The organism is Phaeobacter cretensis (genome assembly GCF_047372505.1).
In the GTDB taxonomy this organism is placed as follows: domain Bacteria; phylum Pseudomonadota; class Alphaproteobacteria; order Rhodobacterales; family Rhodobacteraceae; genus Phaeobacter; species Phaeobacter cretensis.
Genome location: NZ_JBKBEU010000001.1, coordinates 2,209,167 through 2,226,746, shown reverse-complemented (window position 1 = coordinate 2,226,746; position 17,580 = coordinate 2,209,167). Strand labels below are relative to the sequence as shown.

The 17,580-nt window shown below is 54.3% G+C and carries 16 protein-coding genes; 12 read left to right on the top strand and 4 right to left on the bottom strand.

Annotation, left to right across the window (positions count from 1 at the left end):
* Entirely contained in the window at nt 1-1,491 is a 1,491-nt protein-coding gene (locus ACEWZM_RS10655) for an ABC transporter substrate-binding protein (RefSeq protein WP_414006406.1), read from the bottom strand.
* Nucleotides 1,488-2,255 (bottom strand): GntR family transcriptional regulator, encoded by a 768-nt coding sequence (locus ACEWZM_RS10650; RefSeq protein ID WP_414006405.1) that lies wholly within the window; start codon nt 2,253-2,255, stop codon nt 1,488-1,490. The genes ACEWZM_RS10655 and ACEWZM_RS10650 overlap by 4 nt, the downstream gene beginning before the upstream one ends.
* A gap of 83 nt (nt 2,256-2,338) precedes the next feature.
* Here ACEWZM_RS10650 and ACEWZM_RS10645 point away from each other — a divergent pair, with 83 nt between their 5' ends.
* From ACEWZM_RS10645 to ACEWZM_RS10590, 12 genes are all read left to right on the top strand, one after another.
* The gene (locus tag ACEWZM_RS10645) at nt 2,339-3,256 is read left to right on the top strand and encodes an Asd/ArgC dimerization domain-containing protein (RefSeq protein WP_414006404.1); all 918 of its coding nucleotides are present in this window, start codon (nt 2,339-2,341) and stop codon (nt 3,254-3,256) included.
* A gap of 917 nt (nt 3,257-4,173) precedes the next feature.
* Nucleotides 4,174-5,133 (top strand): tripartite tricarboxylate transporter substrate binding protein, encoded by a 960-nt coding sequence (locus ACEWZM_RS10640; protein ID WP_414006403.1) that lies wholly within the window; start codon nt 4,174-4,176, stop codon nt 5,131-5,133.
* Nucleotides 5,130-5,555, top strand: a complete 426-nt coding sequence (locus ACEWZM_RS10635; RefSeq protein WP_414006402.1) for a tripartite tricarboxylate transporter TctB family protein — start codon at nt 5,130-5,132, stop codon at nt 5,553-5,555. The genes ACEWZM_RS10640 and ACEWZM_RS10635 overlap by 4 nt, the downstream gene beginning before the upstream one ends.
* A gap of 7 nt (nt 5,556-5,562) precedes the next feature.
* Nucleotides 5,563-7,068: a tripartite tricarboxylate transporter permease gene (locus ACEWZM_RS10630; protein WP_414006401.1), complete on the top strand. Its 1,506-nt coding sequence runs from the start codon at nt 5,563-5,565 to the stop codon at nt 7,066-7,068.
* 38 nt (nt 7,069-7,106) lie between these two features.
* Complete coding sequence (locus tag ACEWZM_RS10625) at nt 7,107-8,666, top strand: tannase/feruloyl esterase family alpha/beta hydrolase (RefSeq protein WP_414006400.1); 1,560 nt, start codon at nt 7,107-7,109, stop codon at nt 8,664-8,666.
* Between the two features lie 112 nt (nt 8,667-8,778).
* The gene (locus tag ACEWZM_RS10620) at nt 8,779-9,909 is read left to right on the top strand and encodes a TAXI family TRAP transporter solute-binding subunit (protein WP_414006399.1); all 1,131 of its coding nucleotides are present in this window, start codon (nt 8,779-8,781) and stop codon (nt 9,907-9,909) included.
* A gap of 176 nt (nt 9,910-10,085) precedes the next feature.
* Entirely contained in the window at nt 10,086-11,939 is a 1,854-nt protein-coding gene (locus ACEWZM_RS10615; protein WP_414008007.1) for a TRAP transporter permease, read from the top strand.
* The gene (locus ACEWZM_RS10610) at nt 11,936-12,757 is read left to right on the top strand and encodes an alpha/beta fold hydrolase (RefSeq protein WP_414006398.1); all 822 of its coding nucleotides are present in this window, start codon (nt 11,936-11,938) and stop codon (nt 12,755-12,757) included. Before ACEWZM_RS10615 ends, ACEWZM_RS10610 begins: the two co-directional genes overlap by 4 nt.
* Entirely contained in the window at nt 12,757-13,947 is a 1,191-nt protein-coding gene (locus tag ACEWZM_RS10605; RefSeq protein ID WP_414006397.1) for a CaiB/BaiF CoA transferase family protein, read from the top strand. The genes ACEWZM_RS10610 and ACEWZM_RS10605 overlap by 1 nt, the downstream gene beginning before the upstream one ends.
* Complete coding sequence (locus tag ACEWZM_RS10600; protein ID WP_414006396.1) at nt 13,944-14,579, top strand: carboxymuconolactone decarboxylase family protein; 636 nt, start codon at nt 13,944-13,946, stop codon at nt 14,577-14,579. Before ACEWZM_RS10605 ends, ACEWZM_RS10600 begins: the two co-directional genes overlap by 4 nt.
* Nucleotides 14,580-14,613: 34 nt before the next feature.
* Entirely contained in the window at nt 14,614-15,267 is a 654-nt protein-coding gene (locus ACEWZM_RS10595) for a flavin reductase family protein (protein WP_414006395.1), read from the top strand.
* The gene (locus tag ACEWZM_RS10590; protein WP_414006394.1) at nt 15,264-16,031 is read left to right on the top strand and encodes an enoyl-CoA hydratase/isomerase family protein; all 768 of its coding nucleotides are present in this window, start codon (nt 15,264-15,266) and stop codon (nt 16,029-16,031) included. The genes ACEWZM_RS10595 and ACEWZM_RS10590 overlap by 4 nt, the downstream gene beginning before the upstream one ends.
* 39 nt (nt 16,032-16,070) lie before the next feature.
* Here the strand turns inward: ACEWZM_RS10590 and ACEWZM_RS10585 are convergent, their stop codons facing one another.
* Both ACEWZM_RS10585 and ACEWZM_RS10580 read right to left on the bottom strand, forming a co-directional pair.
* Nucleotides 16,071-16,823, bottom strand: a complete 753-nt coding sequence (locus ACEWZM_RS10585; protein ID WP_414006393.1) for a GntR family transcriptional regulator — start codon at nt 16,821-16,823, stop codon at nt 16,071-16,073.
* A gap of 91 nt (nt 16,824-16,914) precedes the next feature.
* On the bottom strand, nt 16,915-17,571 hold the full coding sequence (locus tag ACEWZM_RS10580; RefSeq protein ID WP_414006392.1) for a glutathione S-transferase: 657 nt from the start codon (nt 17,569-17,571) through the stop codon (nt 16,915-16,917).
* Between the last annotated feature and the right edge of the window lie 9 nt (nt 17,572-17,580).

Genomic DNA, 17,580 nt, shown 5'->3' with positions numbered 1-17,580 from the left:
TTATTCGGAGACACTCATACGGTTCAAAAACATGCTTTCGTTTGCCGTAGGTTCAAACTCAAGATCAGAGGATGCACCATACAATACTGCAGCTTGGTACATCGGCAGCAGGTAGTAGTTATCGCGAACCATCTGATGCACTTTGTCGTACGCTTCCTGGCGAACGGCAGGATCCAAAGACACACGTGCGGCCTCCAGCAGACTATCGATTTCAGGGTTATTCACCCGTGACCACGCGCTTTCAGAATGCAGTGTCGGATAGGTAATCCCATCGGCATCCTGACAGGCACAGGACCACCGACCAAAGCTGAGCTCGGCGTTCTCAGACGGTTCTGACCGAACGATGTTCAGGTAGGTTGGCATGTCAGTCATGCTAATGGACACGTTAAAGCCGACATCGTTCAACATCTGCTGGGTCGCCTGTACAATGCGCTGATCAAAGACAGGTGCCGTCGCCAGGGTCGCAGGCGTCGCCGCGAGATCGGGTTTGGCTGCCGTCAGCTCCTTTGCCTTTTCTGGATCAAAGTCGAACAAAGGCACATCGGGCGAGTATCCGAAATGCGCAGGGCTGGCCATTTGGGCCATTGGCACTTCGCCGGCTTGCAGCAGACCCTCGGTGATACCAAGCCGATCAATGGCAAGACTTGCCGCCTTGCGCATCTCAAGATCATTGAACGGTGGCTTATCCAAGTTCAGGCCCATGTACCCCACACGTTCCGTCGGCGCGGACAAAAGCGTCACGTCTGAATTGCCTTGCAACTGTGCGCCTGTATCCGCGTCGATGCTGACCACAAGATCGGCAGTGCCTGCCAACAGATCTGCAACGCGGGTCGCGGCATCGGGAACGGCACGGAATATCGCGTTTTCGAACGGGCCTGCGTTACCCCAGTACCCGTCATTGCGGCTAAGCGTGACTGAGACACCGCGGTTCCACGTATCAAACGCGTAAGGGCCTGACCCTACAGGCGCTGCATTAAAAGCGTCTTTGCCGAGTTTTTCGACCAGCTTTTGCGGAACAATGGACAGTTTGACCAATTGCGCCATCAACGCCGGATAGGGACTCGCCGTAGTCAGGACGACCTTGGACTCATCCATAACTTTAGCGCCCGTGATTTGATTGAATTGCCCCAATTGCGGCGAACCGAACTCAGGATCGGTGATGCGCATGACGGAAAAGGCCACATCAGCAGGGGTTAGCGGCGTTCCATCGTGGAATGTCACGCCCTCGCGGATGGTCAGCTCCAATTCTGTGTCAGAAACTTGGGTCCAGCTGGTCGCGATTTGTGGAACGATTTTCCCGTCATTGTCCCGCGTCACAAGGTTATCGAAGATGTTGCGATACACATAGTAGCTATCAGGGTTCCATTGCAGATGCGGATCCAGAGAAGAGGGCTCTCCAGCCAGATCAATAGTGATGTCTCGGGCAAATGCAGGCGCCGCCAACGCCACAATGGCGGCGGAGCACAAGAGGCTTTTTATTGAAAGGTTCATTGGTTCGTCCTGTTGAGGGATGTTGGTTTTGTTTTTTGTTGCTGCGCGCCTGGGCGCGACAGGGGGGTTTGATCACGCAAAAGACGCTTCAGAAAAAAGGCCTCCAGTGCGTCGATCAATGCCTTGCGGGCATCGATTACGGCGTCTTGATCGTCTGCACACAGCGCCTGGATCAAGGCAGGCCCATCTTGCCGACGGAAACTCGGTTCTGTGCCGGCGCTTTCGAAATAGTGAACAATACGGGATGTGTGGTGCCACAGCTTGCGCAAGTGTCGCGCTGTGAAAGGATTACAGTGTTCCAGCATGATCCCATCAACCCGGTTCAGATAATGGTCGACAGACCGAACCGCGCCAGCCTCAGTACGCCCTTCCATTGCAGTCAGAACCGGGGCGATTTGGGTCAGCTCTTCCTTGGCGGCGGCATCAAGATTTAGCGTGGCCAAAGCAGGTTCGGCCACATGCCGGGCGCCAATAACATCTCCGATCAAGGCGCCACTTACGGATAGTATCCGCCATCCGGTGCGTGGCTGAGGCATTGCCCAACCGTCATATCCGAGCCTTGCCAGACCAGACCGCGCCGCCGCCTTGGTTAGACCAAACCGTTCCATCACATCTGATTCAGTCACGACCTCGCCAGGCCTAAGTTCACACCAAATCACCGCATCGAGAAGCCGGTCTTCGGCAAACCGTGCTTTTGCCTCTGGGTTAGCAACCCCGTCTTCCGAGACAACCGGGCGCAGTAGGGGGGAGGATGGATCGTACATGAATATTCCAAATGGCCATTGTTGACATCTCAAACTGACTCAATAGACATTTTTAAGCAAACAAATTTTCAGAAAGCGGTACGATGACCAAGAATCCCAAGCGCGTTTCAATCGCTGGCGTCTGCTCTCTTTTAGGGCAAAATCTTCTGGCTGAACTTGTGGAAAGCCCTGACTTTATTGTGGAAAGCATTCACGACGTTCAGGCAGACCGCGGAACTGCCGCTATCGCAGACACGGCTGGTTGGCAGGGCGACATAAATTTGGAAACGGCCTGTGTAACCCTGCCGTTTCTGCCCGCCGCCGCGCCGGCAAAGGCACCTTTGCTGCTGTCATTCCTGCCCGATTCCATCGGTCAGGCGGTCGAGGCGGAGCATATTTCACGCGGTACAAACGTCATCAGCCACTGCGAATACGCGCGGACCGACGCCCGCCTATTGATGCCGGGGTTGGTCAGCGCTGCCCCAAGTGAACCCCTGCAGGGAACCCCCAACTGCACCACTGCGATGTGTGTCCTACCGCTCTATCATTTGCACAAAGCACTTGGTGTGACACGAGCCACGATCACAACGTTGCAAGCCATCAGCGGCACCGATCTTCCGGGTTTGCCTGCATCAGTCATTCATGATCAGGTGATCGGGCATCTTCCGGGCGAAGCCGCTGCCCTGTCAAACGAACTCATATGTTTGCTCGGCGAGTCTATTCCAATCGAAACATTCGCTACACGTGTTCCGGTTTGGCGAGGACATACGATCACAATGTCCGTCGATTTGTCAGAACAAGCCGATGCCGAGGCTATCAGGACCTTACTTACCGACATTCCCGGCGTCGCGGTGTCAGAGCACACGCATCGTCGCGACAGCTTCACATCCCCAAGCTGCCTCTCGCAGATCGTCAACATCCGCAAATCTGAAAGCGGCGTATCTTTGATCATAAAGGGCGACAATCTGGGTTCGGCAACGGTTGGCGTCATGCGCGCTCTCGCACTGGAACTACAGTGCTAAAAACCCAGGAACATCACTCCGTCTGTTTGATGAGCAGCGCAATACGATACACTCCAGACACCCAATTACGTCACAGACAAAGTCGTCAGATTGACTTTGATACCCTCTTCAGAATACGCAAAGCCATCGGAAATATAGATAAAACCAACAGTGCAACAGGAACACAAACAGGTTTTTCGGTGATTTAGAGAACAATCGGTAACCCTGAGGCGCAGGTTACTGCTTTCCTTCGCACCTCAAAAAAATCCTAGCTCCTGCATGCGAATTGGATAGACCGACATTAGGCGAGTGGTCCGCTCAGATATGGATCGTGACCCATGCCGGTTTGCACAGTAAAGATAAGCTCCAGGCGCTTCTTGGGTGTAACTGACGCTCAGGACGTCAGTTTAGCGAATGACGCAACTTTTGTCAGATAACCCGGTCTTCGTTTGGGATGCGATGTTGGGCAGAAGATCTCCATGCAGCTTACCGCACTTGCAGCAATCCGCTGATCGCCCGCTTCCCGCAACCCGACTTTCGATAGAGCAAAACCGAACTACCGGTTAAGTTCGAATTCACTGAGAACACACGGAATTCCATAGCGGCTTGGACGGACTCTACGGATATGATGCGCTCTGAGTATCGTGGAAAAGATCGACCTCTGAACGAAGATGGCGGTCGGCGGTTACTGTTGTTCGCCATCTAGAATCCGCCGCGCCCGCACTCAACTTGTTTGATTGCATGGAGCTCATCAAGGAGGTGATGTTTCTTCGTTGCCAGCACAGCACTTAAGTAAAACGGACTTCAATGATCACCTCCATGTCAAAGTAGGACGAAATGCCATCACATAGCTCTGCGCTATAAAGTCATAAAAATGATTTATTGCATTTTATAAGCAAATCGTTCATTGATTCCCTGTCATTTTTTGGGAGGAAACCATGAACTCGACCGTACAAAAAATTGTGCTGAGCTCCTCAGCCGTCGCCATGTCTTTCGCTGCGGCAGCCGCATTTGCGCAAAGTTGCCCCGCTGGATTTCCAGACAAACCCGTTAACTTTATCGTGGGCTACGGTGCAGGCGGAGGTACAGACTTGGCCGCGCGCAAAGTTGCTTTGACCATCGAGGAGATGTCGGGTTGGACAGTTGTGGTAGACAACAAACCGGGTGCTTCAGGTGCGGTTATGGCCACAGGCGTTATGGGTGGTGATGCCGATGGTTACACCGTAGGTGTAGCAACAAACACGACCATGGCCATTGTGCCAAACCAGCGTGAGAACATCGAGTTTAACTATTCGGACTTCGGGTTCATTGGGACGGGGATGCGTTTGAACTATGGCCTCGCCGCATTGGCAGACCGGCCATACAAAACACTCGAAGACTTCGTTGAATTCGCGCGTCAAAATGGTCGCGCCACGGTTTCTACGGGCAGCGCTTCTTATCAGGTCGCGATGGAAGCGGTTGCCGAAACCTTTGGCGTAGAGATTGTCTCCATTCCGACAAAGGGGTCATCCGCTGCGTTGAAGGACGCACTTGGTGGCCATGTGGATGCGACTGTTCAAGGTACTGTACATGTCGCGCAAATCGAAGCTGGTGAAATGGTGCAGCTCGCCACGTTAACGGACACGCGCGCGACTTACGCTCCGGATGCCAAGACACTTAGCGAAAGCGGCGTAGATCTGTCGATCGAAGGTCATATCGTCTTTTTCGTAAATGGCGATACACCGGCTGATCTTCAGTCCTGCTTAAGCGAAACGTTTGCAGCTGCCGTTTCTTCCGACAGCTACACGGAATTTATGACTGTACAGCAAACGACAGCCTCAAATCTTGGGTCTGTCGGGACGGCGTCGTTTCTTGCTGACTCGGATGCGTTCTACAAAAACTACTTCACAAACCAATGACCCAAGAGCGCATCATAGGCGGGGGCGTCGTAGTGTTCGGCGCTCTACTTCTTCTTGTTGTCATACCGGCACATGTTACGTCCATGCCCGGATCACCAACAGATCCGGGGCTCTTTCCGAAGATGGCAGCGTGGATCTTCATTGCACTCGGGCTGGCGCAAGTCGCATTGGCTCGGGAGACTGCGGATGCTGGCATTGGATTGGTTGAGCTTGGCCGCTTGGCGCTTGTCACTGTCATTCTTGCTGCAACTGGTTATGCGATGGAACACTATGGGCACATTCCTGCAATGACCGGGCTAATGATAGCCAGCGTCTTGTTGGTCTATGAGCGGCGTTGGCAGTGGATCGCCGTCACTGTCTTGCTGTTTCCCATCGGCTGCTGGTCCCTTTTTGAAATCGTTCTCGAACGTCCATTACCTTAGGTTTCAAATGATTGATCCCAACATTGTCTTTGCCGGTTTGTCTGATGTTTTTACACTGACCAACCTGCTCTACATCCTAATCGGTGTCACCGTTGGCCAGATCGTTGGCGCAACACCCGGCCTGTCTATCATCATGGCCTTAGCCATCGCTATTCCGCTGACCTTTTCGCTCGATGCTTTGACGGCTATCGCTTTCCTGATTTCGGTTAACAAAGGTGGAACCGTTGGCGGTGCGGTGCCTTCGATTCTGATCAATGTGCCCGGTACACCAGAAAGTGCAGCGACTGCGCTTGATGGTCACCCGATGGCCAAGAAGGGCAAGCCCTTGAAGGCGATGAAATACTCGCTTTATTACTCGTTCTTTGGGGATATCTCTTCGGATATCGTACTGATCCTCGTATCAGCGCCGCTTGCGCTGATTGCCCTCAAAATGGGGCCGGTGGAGATTACTGCACTGATGATTTTCGCCTTCACGATTATTTCAGGCCTAGTTGGTGACAGCATAATCAAAGGGTTGATCGCGGCCACCTTCGGTATCCTGTTGGCACTTGTTGGTCTTGATCCGGGGATTTCGTCAGAGCGCCTCACCTTTGGCCAACTTGAGCTTTATGAAGGGCTTCACCTCACCGCGTTGTCCATCGGTTCACTTGCGATGGCCGAGATTGTGCACTCCATCGTCCACAGTCGGAAAGACGACGGTCCAGCGGAGTCCATCGTGATCAAGACTGGTTCAAGAGCAGACAGCACCGTCACAATCGCCGAGCTGCTGGCCAACAAATTTGTGGCGATACGCGCATTCGTCATAGGAACCTTGATCGGAGCCATTCCGGGACTTGGATCGACTACTGCGGGCTTCCTAAGTTACTCAATCACGAAGCAATCCGCGAAAGATCCAGAAAGCTTTGGAACGGGTGATCCACGCGGTATCGCGGCAACCGAAACAGCAAACTCGGCCGTTGTTGGGGCCAATCTGATTCCGCTTCTAACACTCGGGATACCTGGCAACATTGCGGCTGCGCTACTTGTGTCGGCGCTGGTGATCCAAGGAGTACAACCCGGCCCACTTTTGTTCCAAGAACAGGGGCGTTTAATCTACGGCATGTTTGGCGCGATGTTGATCGCCAATTTTGCCAACTTGTTTGTTGGGCAATTTGGCATGCGGTTCTGGGCCTTTGTCGTCTCGGCTCCAAAAACCGTGATCTATCCTGGTGCGATGATCCTGTGCGTTACCGGCACGTATGTTGTCGACGGTGGAATCTTTGCGGTCTGGGTGATGCTGGGTGCTACCGTGATGGGTTACTTCATGCGGGCGTTCGGCTTTTCGATCGTTGCCTTCATCGTTGCCTTCATCCTGACGCCTCAGCTTGAACAAAACGTATTAAAGGCGCGGCTCATAACAAACGACAACCCCATGGCCCTCTTTAGCCATCCGATTGCTTTGGCCCTGCTAGCGCTGGCTATCGCATCGATCATTTATCTTGGACCAAAGAAGAAAGCAGACGCTGCGCTCTAATTCTTGAGCAGTTCATTGCAATTGGGGAGGAGACCCATATGTCAATAAAGTCAACCGCTGCAGCGCGTATCGCGCTAGCGGCTTCGATAAGTGCGTTCTTCGCGACCACTGCTTCTGCAGACCTAACTGACCAAAGCTGCGAAGCTATTACTGACTTTGCTTACCCAGACCTGCGGATAGAATCCGCCCAGTATCTGCAAGATGCCATCATTCGAGATGTGGCGTATCCGCCGCATTGCCGCGTTCTTGGTTTCCTCGAAGAGCGTACCGGCACCGATGGAAAAGCCTATGCAACGGGTTTTGATCTGCGAATGCCGCAGGATTGGAACGACCGGTTCTTCTTTCAGGGCGGCGGCGGCACTGATGGGTCGGTACGCAATGCCGTGGGTACGAACACACGTGGCAATCCTGACACGCTGACGCTTGGCTATGCTGTTGCATCAACAGATGGCGGGCACAACTTTGGCAGCCGAAGCGATGCCTCCTTCGGACTAGAGCGGAAAGCGCTCATCGACTACGGCTACAACTCCGTCGAACTGGTCAGCCTTGCATCAAAAGCACTGATCCGCGAAGCTTACGGACGGCATGCTAAAACCAGCTATTTCCTTGGGGCGTCGAACGGCGGGCGACAGGGGCTGCAGGCCGCAATGCGTCACCCAAACATGTTTGACGGCATTGTCGCGGGTACGCCTATCAAGGAACAAACGCGCGGGCATCTGGCCACTGCTTGGAGCCTTGTTGTTCTTGCTGAAATGGCTCCAAAGGATGATCAAGGGCGGCCAATTTTATCCAAGGCATTCCCTGATGCCGATATCGAATTGATCCTTGGGGATATCACCACACAATGTGATGGATTGGACGGCCTTGATGATGGTGTCGTCGACAGCGCCCGGCTGTGCAACTACGATATTTCAACCCTGATCTGTGATGCAGAAAAGGGAGAGGATTGTATCACTCCTGCACAGGCGACTGCTTTTAGCAAAATCCACGAAGGACCAGTCAATTCCAAAGGAGAAGAACTCTATGCACCAATGCCATATGATGGCGGTGCTGATTTCAAAATCTGGCATATCGGTGATGCTGAAGAGTGGCCTAATAATGGCCGCCGTGCCCGCAACCAGTCTATCAAGATGGTGTTTCGCCAGCCTGGCGATCCGAATTTCGATCCTTGGTCATTCGACTTTGACGATCTGGCAGCGGTGGAGAATGCGAGCCAGTTCGTTGACGCTAAATCTCCTGACATTGATGCCTTTGTACTGGGTGGTGGTAAGCTGATCCTGTATCACGCCATGGGTGACAGCGGTATTTCTGCTATCGATACGACCCGTTGGTTTGAAACTTTATTGGAACGCTACGGCGTTACCGAGACTGCAAAGTTTGCTCAGTTCTATCAGCTGCCGGGACTCGGTCATGGGCGCTTAGGAATTGGCCCATCTAAATTCCCCGCCCTGGAGGCCATCGTTGCTTGGGTCGAAGAGGGGCAAGTGCCAGAAATGCAAATCAGCGGTGGCACCCCTGAACGTACCCGTCCGATGTGCCCCTATCCGACCTTTGTCACATGGAACCCATCGTCAGAAAACTGGGACTGTCAGGACTAAAGCTTTGACAACTCAGCGGTCAAAACAGTAAAAACTATATCATTGATTTTTTATAGCGAAATATTGTACTCTGCCGCAAAGCCGCAAAGGTAATTCCTAGGGAGGATATCAAATGCAACAACCTAAACTGTCCGAAGCTGCAGCCATCGTTGCTACGCTTTTCGTCGGACAAAGCGTTCAGGCCCAAGATGCGGAACTGCCAAGCTCCATGATCTGGACATCTTACGATCTTGGCGCAGCCGGGTACGTAGAGGCCTCTGCAATTGCGGATGCGTTGGACAAAACATTTGATACCCGCGTTAGGATCACGCCATCAGGAACCGGCATAGGACGTCTATTGCCGCTGCAAACCGGGCGCGCCAGCTACGGGTTCATGGGCAACGAAATCTACTTTGCTGGTGAAGCTTTGTATGAATTCGCAGCCCGCGAATGGGGTCCGCAAGACTTGCGCGTGCTACTTGGACGTCCGGCGTCAGTAGGCCTGGTCACTGGTGGCGACACTGAGTTCATGACCCCGGCTGATCTGGCCGGTGCAAAAATCGGCTTTGTGCAGGCCAACCCGTCCACAACTATGAACACGTTGGCAGTCCTCGCCTTTGCCGGGTTGACGGCGGATGATGTCGAACAGGTCGTTTACCCGTCATATGGCGCAATGGCTAAAGCGTTTACCGCAGGCGAAGTCGATGTGGCCCCAGCCATTCCTGTGTCTTCCTTCCTGCGCGAAGCAGAAGGTGGCCGTGGTGTGCGCTGGATGGACATGCCAGCCTCAGACACCGAAGGGTGGGAGCGGGTCAAAGCCCGAGCTGACTTGTTCGCCCCGTCCACTGCGACTGTGGGCGTGAGCATCTCAGCAGACGATCCGGCAGAGCTTGTTGGATACCGTTACCCTCAGTTGACAGTCACAGCGGATGCGGACGCGGACGAGGTCTATAACATGATCAAAGCGCTTGATCAGTCGTTCTCCGCTTACAAAGATGCGACGCCGGTTATCGCGCGTTGGGCTGTCCAAACCGCTGGCACCACCCCGGCAAGCGTTCCATTTCACGAAGGGGCGATCCGCTATCTGACTGAGATTGGTGTTTGGACCGATACGGATCAGACATGGAACGATGCGCGTATTGAGCGGAACGCTGCAGTTCAAGCCGCTTGGAATGCCGCGATCGATTTGGCTGATGTAGAAGGGGTCTCATCCAAAAATTGGCCGGACTTTTGGGCAACCTACCGTGCTGAAAACCTTGATTGATATCTATAGAATACTCGGACCAATGGCCCGGGCACCCAAAATTTCGAGTTTAGGTCCTATCCATGTCACTTGATCAAACTTCAGACACCTCTGACGCGCCTTTGCCGTGGTCAAAAAGAGAAACGCGCCTCTCTGGTCGAGCTTGGTTCGTTGTCTTTGGGTGCTCAATTGTGGGTATGGCAATAATCGTCAATCAAATATTCAATCTGAATACGTTCGGTTTCGCACCCATTAGCACGGCGTACTACTACATCGTCATCGGGCTTTTCCTCGCAGTCGCCTTTCTGAACTACCCAGCCCGAGAAATGGATCAAACCCGCGTCCGGTGGTATGATTGGGCACTTGCCGCCGTCGCTTTTTCCATCTGCATGTTCTTCGCTTTTTCAGCGCATGACATCCTCAACCGAGGTTGGGAATACCAAGCACCCTCCTACGTTACGATCCAGGCCGCGCTGCTGGTGCTTTTATCGCTTGAGGCCGTGCGCCGTTGCGCAGGCTTGCCGCTTTTCATCATCTGCACTGTCTTCGCGGTATTCCCGCTCTTTGCTGGTCACATGCCCGGCTTTCTATGGGGTGTTCAACTTACACCGGGGGAGGCCGTGTTAAGCCACGCGCTTGGTGTCGAAAGCATTATCGGTATACCGATCCGTGTCATTGCCGACCTCCTGATTGGGTTCATCGTCTTTGGTGTCGCACTTACCGTATCCGGGGGAGGCGTCTTCTTTATGGACCTCGCCAGCGCACTCATGGGCCATGCCCGGGGCGGACCCGCGAAGGTTGCGATCCTGTCCTCCGGCTTCTTCGGCTCGCTTTCGGGTAGCGTGATTTCCAACGTGATCTCTACCGGCTCCATGACCATCCCCACGATGAAACGCTGCGGTTATCCGCCTGCCTATGCCGGGGCCGTTGAATCCTGCGCCTCCACCGGAGGCGCACTGATGCCACCCGTCATGGGATCAGTTGCCTTCGTCATGGCGTCATTCATGAACGTGCCCTACGCCGATATCATGGTGGCAGCCACGGTGCCGGCACTCCTGTTTTATCTTGTCCTGTTAATCCAAACGGATTGCTATGCTGCGCGCCACGGGTTGAAAGGTGTACCACGGGACCAACTGCCCAAGCTTTGGCATGTCTTGCGTTCGGGCTGGGTCTTTTTGATCAGTCTGGTCGCCCTGGTCGTTATGCTCTTGGCTACAAGCGCCGAGGCAAAAGCACCGTTCTACGTCACCATCCTACTGCTGATCACTGCGATGATCCGCCAACGCAAAGCGGGGGCTTGGCGTCCAATTGCCCAACTTATCGTCGAAACAGGCACAACAATCGCGCTACTCGTCGGTGTTCTGGCTGGTGTAGGCATGGTCGTCGGCGCGCTTGCGATAACGGGCGTTGGCAATGCCTTTAGCCGCGAATTGTTGCAATACGCAGGCGGCAACCCCTACCTCTTGCTCGTCTTCGGTGCGCTCACCAGCTTTATCCTCGGCATGGGGATGACAGTTTCGGCCTGCTATATTTTCCTTGCCGTCGTTTTAGCCCCCGCCTTGGTGCAAGCCGGGTTTAGCCAGATGTCGAGCCACCTTTTCATTCTCTATTGGGCGATGCTGTCCTACATCACACCACCTGTTGCAATGGCGGCTGTTGCTGCCTCATCCATCGCAAAATCGTCGGCGATGAAAACAGGGGTAACTGCGATGCGGCTTGGGGCAATCTTGTTCGTTCTACCATTCCTCTTCGTACTCAAGCCCAGCTTAATCCTGCAGGGAGAGACGTCAGACATCATCGTCTCAGTCTCGACCGCTATTCTGTCGATCCTGATGCTGTCCGCTGCATCCGAACGCTACATCTACATCCTGAACCGCACAGCCCGAAGCTGGGAAGCCCTGGTTCTGTTAGCGGGTGGGCTGTGCTTGCTGATCCCCGATTTGCCCACCGATCTCATCGGGCTTGCCGCGCTTGCCGTCGTGATGGGCTTGGGCCTTTTCGCCCAACCAGCCCAGCCCGGAACCACAATTTTAGAAGGAAATCCCGAGTGAGCCGTTCCATGATCATTCCATTGGCTGACAGCAACACCCTGAACGCGAAGGTCGACGGGCCAGATGACGCGCCTTGGATTGTGCTGTCAAATTCCGTCATGACGGATCTGCACATCTGGGACACGCAAGTCGCGGCACTAAGCACGCAGTTCCAAGTCCTTCGCTATGATCAACGTGGCCATGGAGAGTCCAGCGTTCCGGACGGGCAAATGGATTTCACCACCTATGGTGCTGACCTTCTCGCCGTTCTGGACGCTTGCAAAGTTGACCGCTGCGCCTTTGTTGGCCTGTCGATGGGCGTACCGACGGGATTAGTGGCCTTGGCAAACGCACCGGATCGCTTCGCCGCATTTGTGGCCGTCGATGGGGTCAGCAAGAGTGCTGCAGGCCGGGAAGGGTTCTGGACTGAGCGGCGCGAAACCGCTCGATCCGAAGGCATGGCACGGATTGCCTCCGAGACGACCCCACGTTGGTTGCCTAATGAGCCAGAGACGAGTGTCGTAGCGCGGTCTCTTCGTGACATGATCACAGCGATCCCCGTCGAAGGCTTTGCCTCTGCAACCTATGCGCTCCAAAGCTATGACCACACCGACGCCCTCAATAATCTCAATTGTCCGTTTCTCGGCATAGCTGGGGAACAAGACGGCGCGATACCACAGGCAATGCGCGCTCAATTCGGCAATTTACCCAATGCGACATTCGCTGAAATCCCCGGTGCGGGACACGTTCCAAATTTCCAAAAACCAGATTCATTTACGAGCGCATTACTTGGCTTCCTAAACGCTCAAACGTCCTTAATCCGAAAGGAGGCCATCTGATGGCAGGCCCTCTATCTCATATTCGCGTTCTTGATCTTAGCCGGATCATGGCAGGCCCATGGTGTGGTCAGGTTCTTGCAGACCTTGGGGCCGATGTCGTCAAGGTTGAACGCCTAGGTGAAGGCGACGACACTCGCCGCTGGGGGCCTCCCTTTTTGCGTGACACCGACGGGAACACCACGAAAGAGTCAGGCTATTATCTAACTGTCAATCGCGGCAAACGGTCTGTCGAACTGGATCTCAAAAGCGAAGAGGGCCGTTCCGCAGTCAAGGCGTTGGCGGCAGAGTCCGACATTCTGCTCGAGAATTTTAAGACTGGCACACTCGACCGGATGGGGCTTGGTTATGACAAGCTGAAAGAGGTGAACCCCCAGCTCATCTATGCCTCCGTCACGGGATTTGGCCTAACAGGCCCAAAGGCCAATGACGCCGCCTATGATTTCATGATCCAAGGCATGGGGGGCCTGATGAGCGTGACAGGCGGGCCTGATAGTGAGGTCGGCGGTGGCCCACAAAAAGTTGGCGTTCCGATCATCGACATCATGACAGGCATGTATACGGCCATCGGCGTCCTCGCGGCTTTGGCGAACCGGACCGAAACGGGTAAGGGCGATCATATCGATATTGCGATGCTCGACGTGTCCGTCGCTATGCTGGCGAATCAAGCTATGAATTACCTTGTCTCGGGCAAGCCGCCCGTACGCCGCGGCAACCGTCATCCGAATATCCAACCTCAAAACGTCTATCCGGTTGCCGATGGGCATATCGTTCTAGCGGTCGGCAACGATGGTCAGTTCCAGAAGTTTGCTGAAGCAATAGGACACCCGGCACTCGCTGATGACCCAAAATTCTCAACCAACGCCGCGCGGGTTGAGAATTTGGAAGTACTCGAAGGCAAGCTGATCGAGGCACTATCCACTCGAAGTGTGATCGACTGGATCGCTGTCTTTGCAGAGGCCGGCGTGCCTTCTGGCCCCATCAACACGGTCGATACCGTGTTTGAAGAACCACAGGTCAAGCACCGTGGAATGTTGCGGGACATACCGCACCCGCTAAGCGGCAAGGTACGTCAGGTTGTCAGCCCGCTGAATTTCAAGAACGCACCGCTCCATTTCGAAAAAGCCCCGCCTTTGCTTGGCGAACACACGAATGAAGTGCTTTCGGCGCTCGGATTAGGAAACACGCAATGATAGACAACTCAGTCAAGGATGGCCAAACCGAAGGTCGCATCAGCTTTCCTTGCCCAGGTGCGATGAGTGAAGCACAGCAAGCCGTTTACGATCAGATCGTTTCTGGCCCGCGTGGGATCATCGTCGGACCGCTTCGCGCAGCTTTGCACAACCCTGTGCTTGCCGACCGTTGGCAAGAGCTGGGCAAGGTCCTTCGCTTTGAAACGTCATTTCCGACCCGTCTCAATGAAGTAGCGATCCTTGTCACGGCGCGTCGTTGGAACAGTGTTCTTGAATGGGCGATCCATGCGGGTGACGCCGCCAGAGCCGGGTTGGACATGGATATCATCGACGCGATCCGCGTTGGCCAGCCACCTGAGTTTAGCGATGATACTGAAGCTGAAGGGATATACGAATTCGCGCGGCAATTGGTGCAAACTGGTGATGTCGGGACGGCTACCTACCAGGCCATCGTTGACCGCTGGGGCGAGGTTGGTGCCGTCGAACTAACCGCCGTCATTGGCTACTACTCGATGGTAGCTATGACGCTAAACGTACATCGTATCCCTCTGCCCAAGGGCACCGAGGCGACATTGGCTGGGCCCATGGACGCACTCTCAACAATCCCTGCCAGCACGAACAGCAAAGACTAACGCACCTCCCTCGCCACCCAATTACTGGAGGAATATGTTTTACGATCCCCGACATTACGATCGTGGTCTCCCGCACAATCCTTGGCTGGGGCTGATCATTCGACGGCCCATTGGTTGGGTCTCAACCGCCGCGCCGGATGGCACGGCGAACTTGGCGCCCTACAGCTGCTTTAATGCGATTGCGTCGAACCCACCGTTCCTGATGCTCTCATCAGATGGCACAAAGGACAGTGTTAGAAACGCAGAAGCCACAGGGTTTTTCTGCGTTAACATAGCGACTTATGAGTTGCGCGAGGCGATGATCCAGTCTGCGGCCGCATGTCCGCCTGGGGTCGATGAATTTGTCGCCTCAGGGCTAGATGCCGTTGCCTGCCGAAACATTCCGGTGCAGCGCGTAGCCCAATCGCCAGTCGCTATCGAATGTAAGCTGTCGCAAATCGTGACCTTGGCTTCGTCCGCTGACACCACGTGCACCAACCGGGTCGCCATTGGCGAAGTCGTCGGTATCTACATTGAAGAACGTGTGTTGCGTGAGGGTTTGGTTGATGTCGATTTGTTAAAGCCCCTCGGCCGCATGGAGTACCGAGAATATACCGTGCCGCAAGCTTCGTTTGAAATGTCGCGACCCACAATAGAACCATACTGGGCCGAAACTGATGAAAGTAAAAAGAAGGAAAACACCACGTGAGCATCTATGATACTCTTTCGCTAGACGTTGCGGACTTTGTTGCGACCGTAACGATCGACCGTCCTCCGGTGAATGCCCAAAATAACCGGTTCCGCGAAGAACTCGTCGACGTGATTGATGCGCTTGGTGATCGCAGCGACGTGCGCTCCATCGTCATCACGGGCGAAGGTAAAGCGTTTTCCGCTGGTGCCGATTTGTCGGAACGTCCAACCCAAGATCCTGGTCACTACACGGCGCACAATCGCCGGGTCCGTGCGAGTTTTGATTGCTTGCTTGAATGCCCCAAGCCGATCATCGCCGCGATCAACGGCGCCGCCATTGGCGCAGGTTGCGTTACAGCGCTGTGCTGCGACATCATTGTGACATCAGAAAAGGGCTTCCTGCAGATGACCGAGGTCATGGTTGGATTAGCCGGTGGCGTTGCGCACGTGCGCCGCCACTTTGGCGAAAGCGATGCCCGTATGATGATCATGACAGCACGCCGGGTATATGGGGCCGAATTGCACCGTATGAACGTTGCGTCTGCTTGCACTTCACCCGAAGAATTGTTGCCGACGGCCCAAGGAATCGCCGCCGACATTGCAAAAGCCAGCCCATCCGCAGTGCGTGCGGCGAAGAAATCATTTCAGATGACAGAGGGTATTTCAATCTACGAGGGCTACCGCTTTGAGCAGACCCAAACAAAAGCTCTTTCGACCTCGGACGATACGGCCGAGGCGATGGCGGCTTTCCGAGCAAAGCGCACACCCGTTTTCAAGGAATAGCAGCATAGTGCGCTTCCCGCCTATACTGCGTGGGGAGCGCTAACGTAGCTTGACGTCGATCCGCATCATGTCGCCGCGGTAGATACCGTTGGCAATAAGGATGATGTCACCATGCTGGTTGACCGCGACGCGCTGTACTTTTGCGATAGGATCACCAATCGAAATATTCAGCTCATTCGAGGATTCCAGATCAGCCGCTCCGATCGTTACGATTTGCCGCGCGTCAGAGACGGTTTGACCCGGAATATCGGATACCAACCGCATCGCTGTGACTTTGGAATAAGCCTCTTCTGGAATGTCCTTGCAGATACGTTCATCAACATAGACATCCGCCAAAAGAAAAGCGGATCCGTCGCGGCTGTGTTTGCGGCGCAAATGACGATAGCTGGGTGCAGCATTGCCGATATCGCCGTCATATCGCGGCAGCTTACCGCCGCTGGTGTCGGATAGTATTTCAATTGTCGCGTCTTGGCGGGCAATCAACATACCTGACCAATCGGTTTTAACCTCACACCAAAGATCACGTTTCGGGCGTTCGCGCACAAATGTGCCCTTGGCGCGGTAGCGTTCGATTAGGCCTTCGCTTTCAAGGATATCCAGCGCTTGACGAATGGTCATCGTGGCAACGCCGCATTGGTCCGCCAGCTCCTTAACGGTTGGGATTTTATGGCCAACGTCCCACTCGGCGCTTTCGATACGTTGGCGAAAAAGGCTGGCAAGCTGGATGTAACGCGAGACATTGCTTTTCTGCAGCGCCTTCATCGTTGAATTTTCAATTTTTGTGTCAGCCACAGGGCCCTCGCCAGTTCAGTTTCGAGGAGCCTAACAGGCGCATGCCAGCCATTCAATCAATTGATCTAGATTTTTACTCTTTATCCAAACGCTAGAAAGTCAGACCCCCAACCGTCACATCGTTTTCGCCCGATGTTTGATCGTCGGTGATTGCCGTAGCTGCGATAGACGGGCGGGTGGATAATTCTCGTTCAAGCTGTGCAAGTTTTGGGAAATGCGTACGCCACTCGCAATCTGGCCAACGGAAATCCAATTGCCCAAGCCCGCAAATAACCGCGATTTGACCAATACCGAATGGGGCTTTGGACAGGGCCTCCGCTTCGGTTTCGAACTGGTGCAAACACGCCCGCACTTTGGCCAACCAGCCCTCTGTAACGGCCAGCCAGGGACCTGTTTCGCGGCTAAGTTCTGTACGCCAAAGCAAAAGAATGTCCGTTAGGCCGTCACCCAGTGCTTGCCACCGAAGGTGCTTGAACCGTGGCGTTGGATCAGACGGAAAAATCCCCGTCCCCGCGCGTGTATCAAGGTATTCGCTGATCACCCGGCTATCAAAAAGCGTTTGCCCTTGGTCTGTAACTAGGGCTGGAATTTTGCCCAATGGAGTGGCCGCCAACACGTCCTCCTGCGGCTTGAGATGCAGCGCAACAAGCGTGCGGATCAGCTCAACCTGATCCAACTGTCCGGTTTCGTGCAGGACGATCATCACCTTACGTACAAAAGGGGATCGCGGAGACCAGTGAAGTTGCATTGTTGGCTC

Excerpts from the sequence above, each read along its gene's own strand:
- ACEWZM_RS10655 (WP_414006406.1), bottom strand. The coding sequence starts at position 1,491 with ATGAACCTTTCAATAAAAAGCCTCTTGTGCTCCGCCGCCATTGTGGCG.
- ACEWZM_RS10650 (WP_414006405.1), bottom strand. The coding sequence starts at position 2,255 with ATGTACGATCCATCCTCCCCCCTACTGCGCCCGGTTGTCTCGGAAGAC.
- ACEWZM_RS10645 (WP_414006404.1), top strand. The coding sequence starts at position 2,339 with ATGACCAAGAATCCCAAGCGCGTTTCAATCGCTGGCGTCTGCTCTCTT.
- ACEWZM_RS10640 (WP_414006403.1), top strand. The coding sequence starts at position 4,174 with ATGAACTCGACCGTACAAAAAATTGTGCTGAGCTCCTCAGCCGTCGCC.
- ACEWZM_RS10635 (WP_414006402.1), top strand. The coding sequence starts at position 5,130 with ATGACCCAAGAGCGCATCATAGGCGGGGGCGTCGTAGTGTTCGGCGCT.
- ACEWZM_RS10630 (WP_414006401.1), top strand. The coding sequence starts at position 5,563 with ATGATTGATCCCAACATTGTCTTTGCCGGTTTGTCTGATGTTTTTACA.
- ACEWZM_RS10625 (WP_414006400.1), top strand. The coding sequence starts at position 7,107 with ATGTCAATAAAGTCAACCGCTGCAGCGCGTATCGCGCTAGCGGCTTCG.
- ACEWZM_RS10620 (WP_414006399.1), top strand. The coding sequence starts at position 8,779 with ATGCAACAACCTAAACTGTCCGAAGCTGCAGCCATCGTTGCTACGCTT.
- ACEWZM_RS10615 (WP_414008007.1), top strand. The coding sequence starts at position 10,086 with ATGGCAATAATCGTCAATCAAATATTCAATCTGAATACGTTCGGTTTC.
- ACEWZM_RS10605 (WP_414006397.1), top strand. The coding sequence starts at position 12,757 with ATGGCAGGCCCTCTATCTCATATTCGCGTTCTTGATCTTAGCCGGATC.
- ACEWZM_RS10600 (WP_414006396.1), top strand. The coding sequence starts at position 13,944 with ATGATAGACAACTCAGTCAAGGATGGCCAAACCGAAGGTCGCATCAGC.
- ACEWZM_RS10595 (WP_414006395.1), top strand. The coding sequence starts at position 14,614 with ATGTTTTACGATCCCCGACATTACGATCGTGGTCTCCCGCACAATCCT.
- ACEWZM_RS10580 (WP_414006392.1), bottom strand. The coding sequence starts at position 17,571 with ATGCAACTTCACTGGTCTCCGCGATCCCCTTTTGTACGTAAGGTGATG.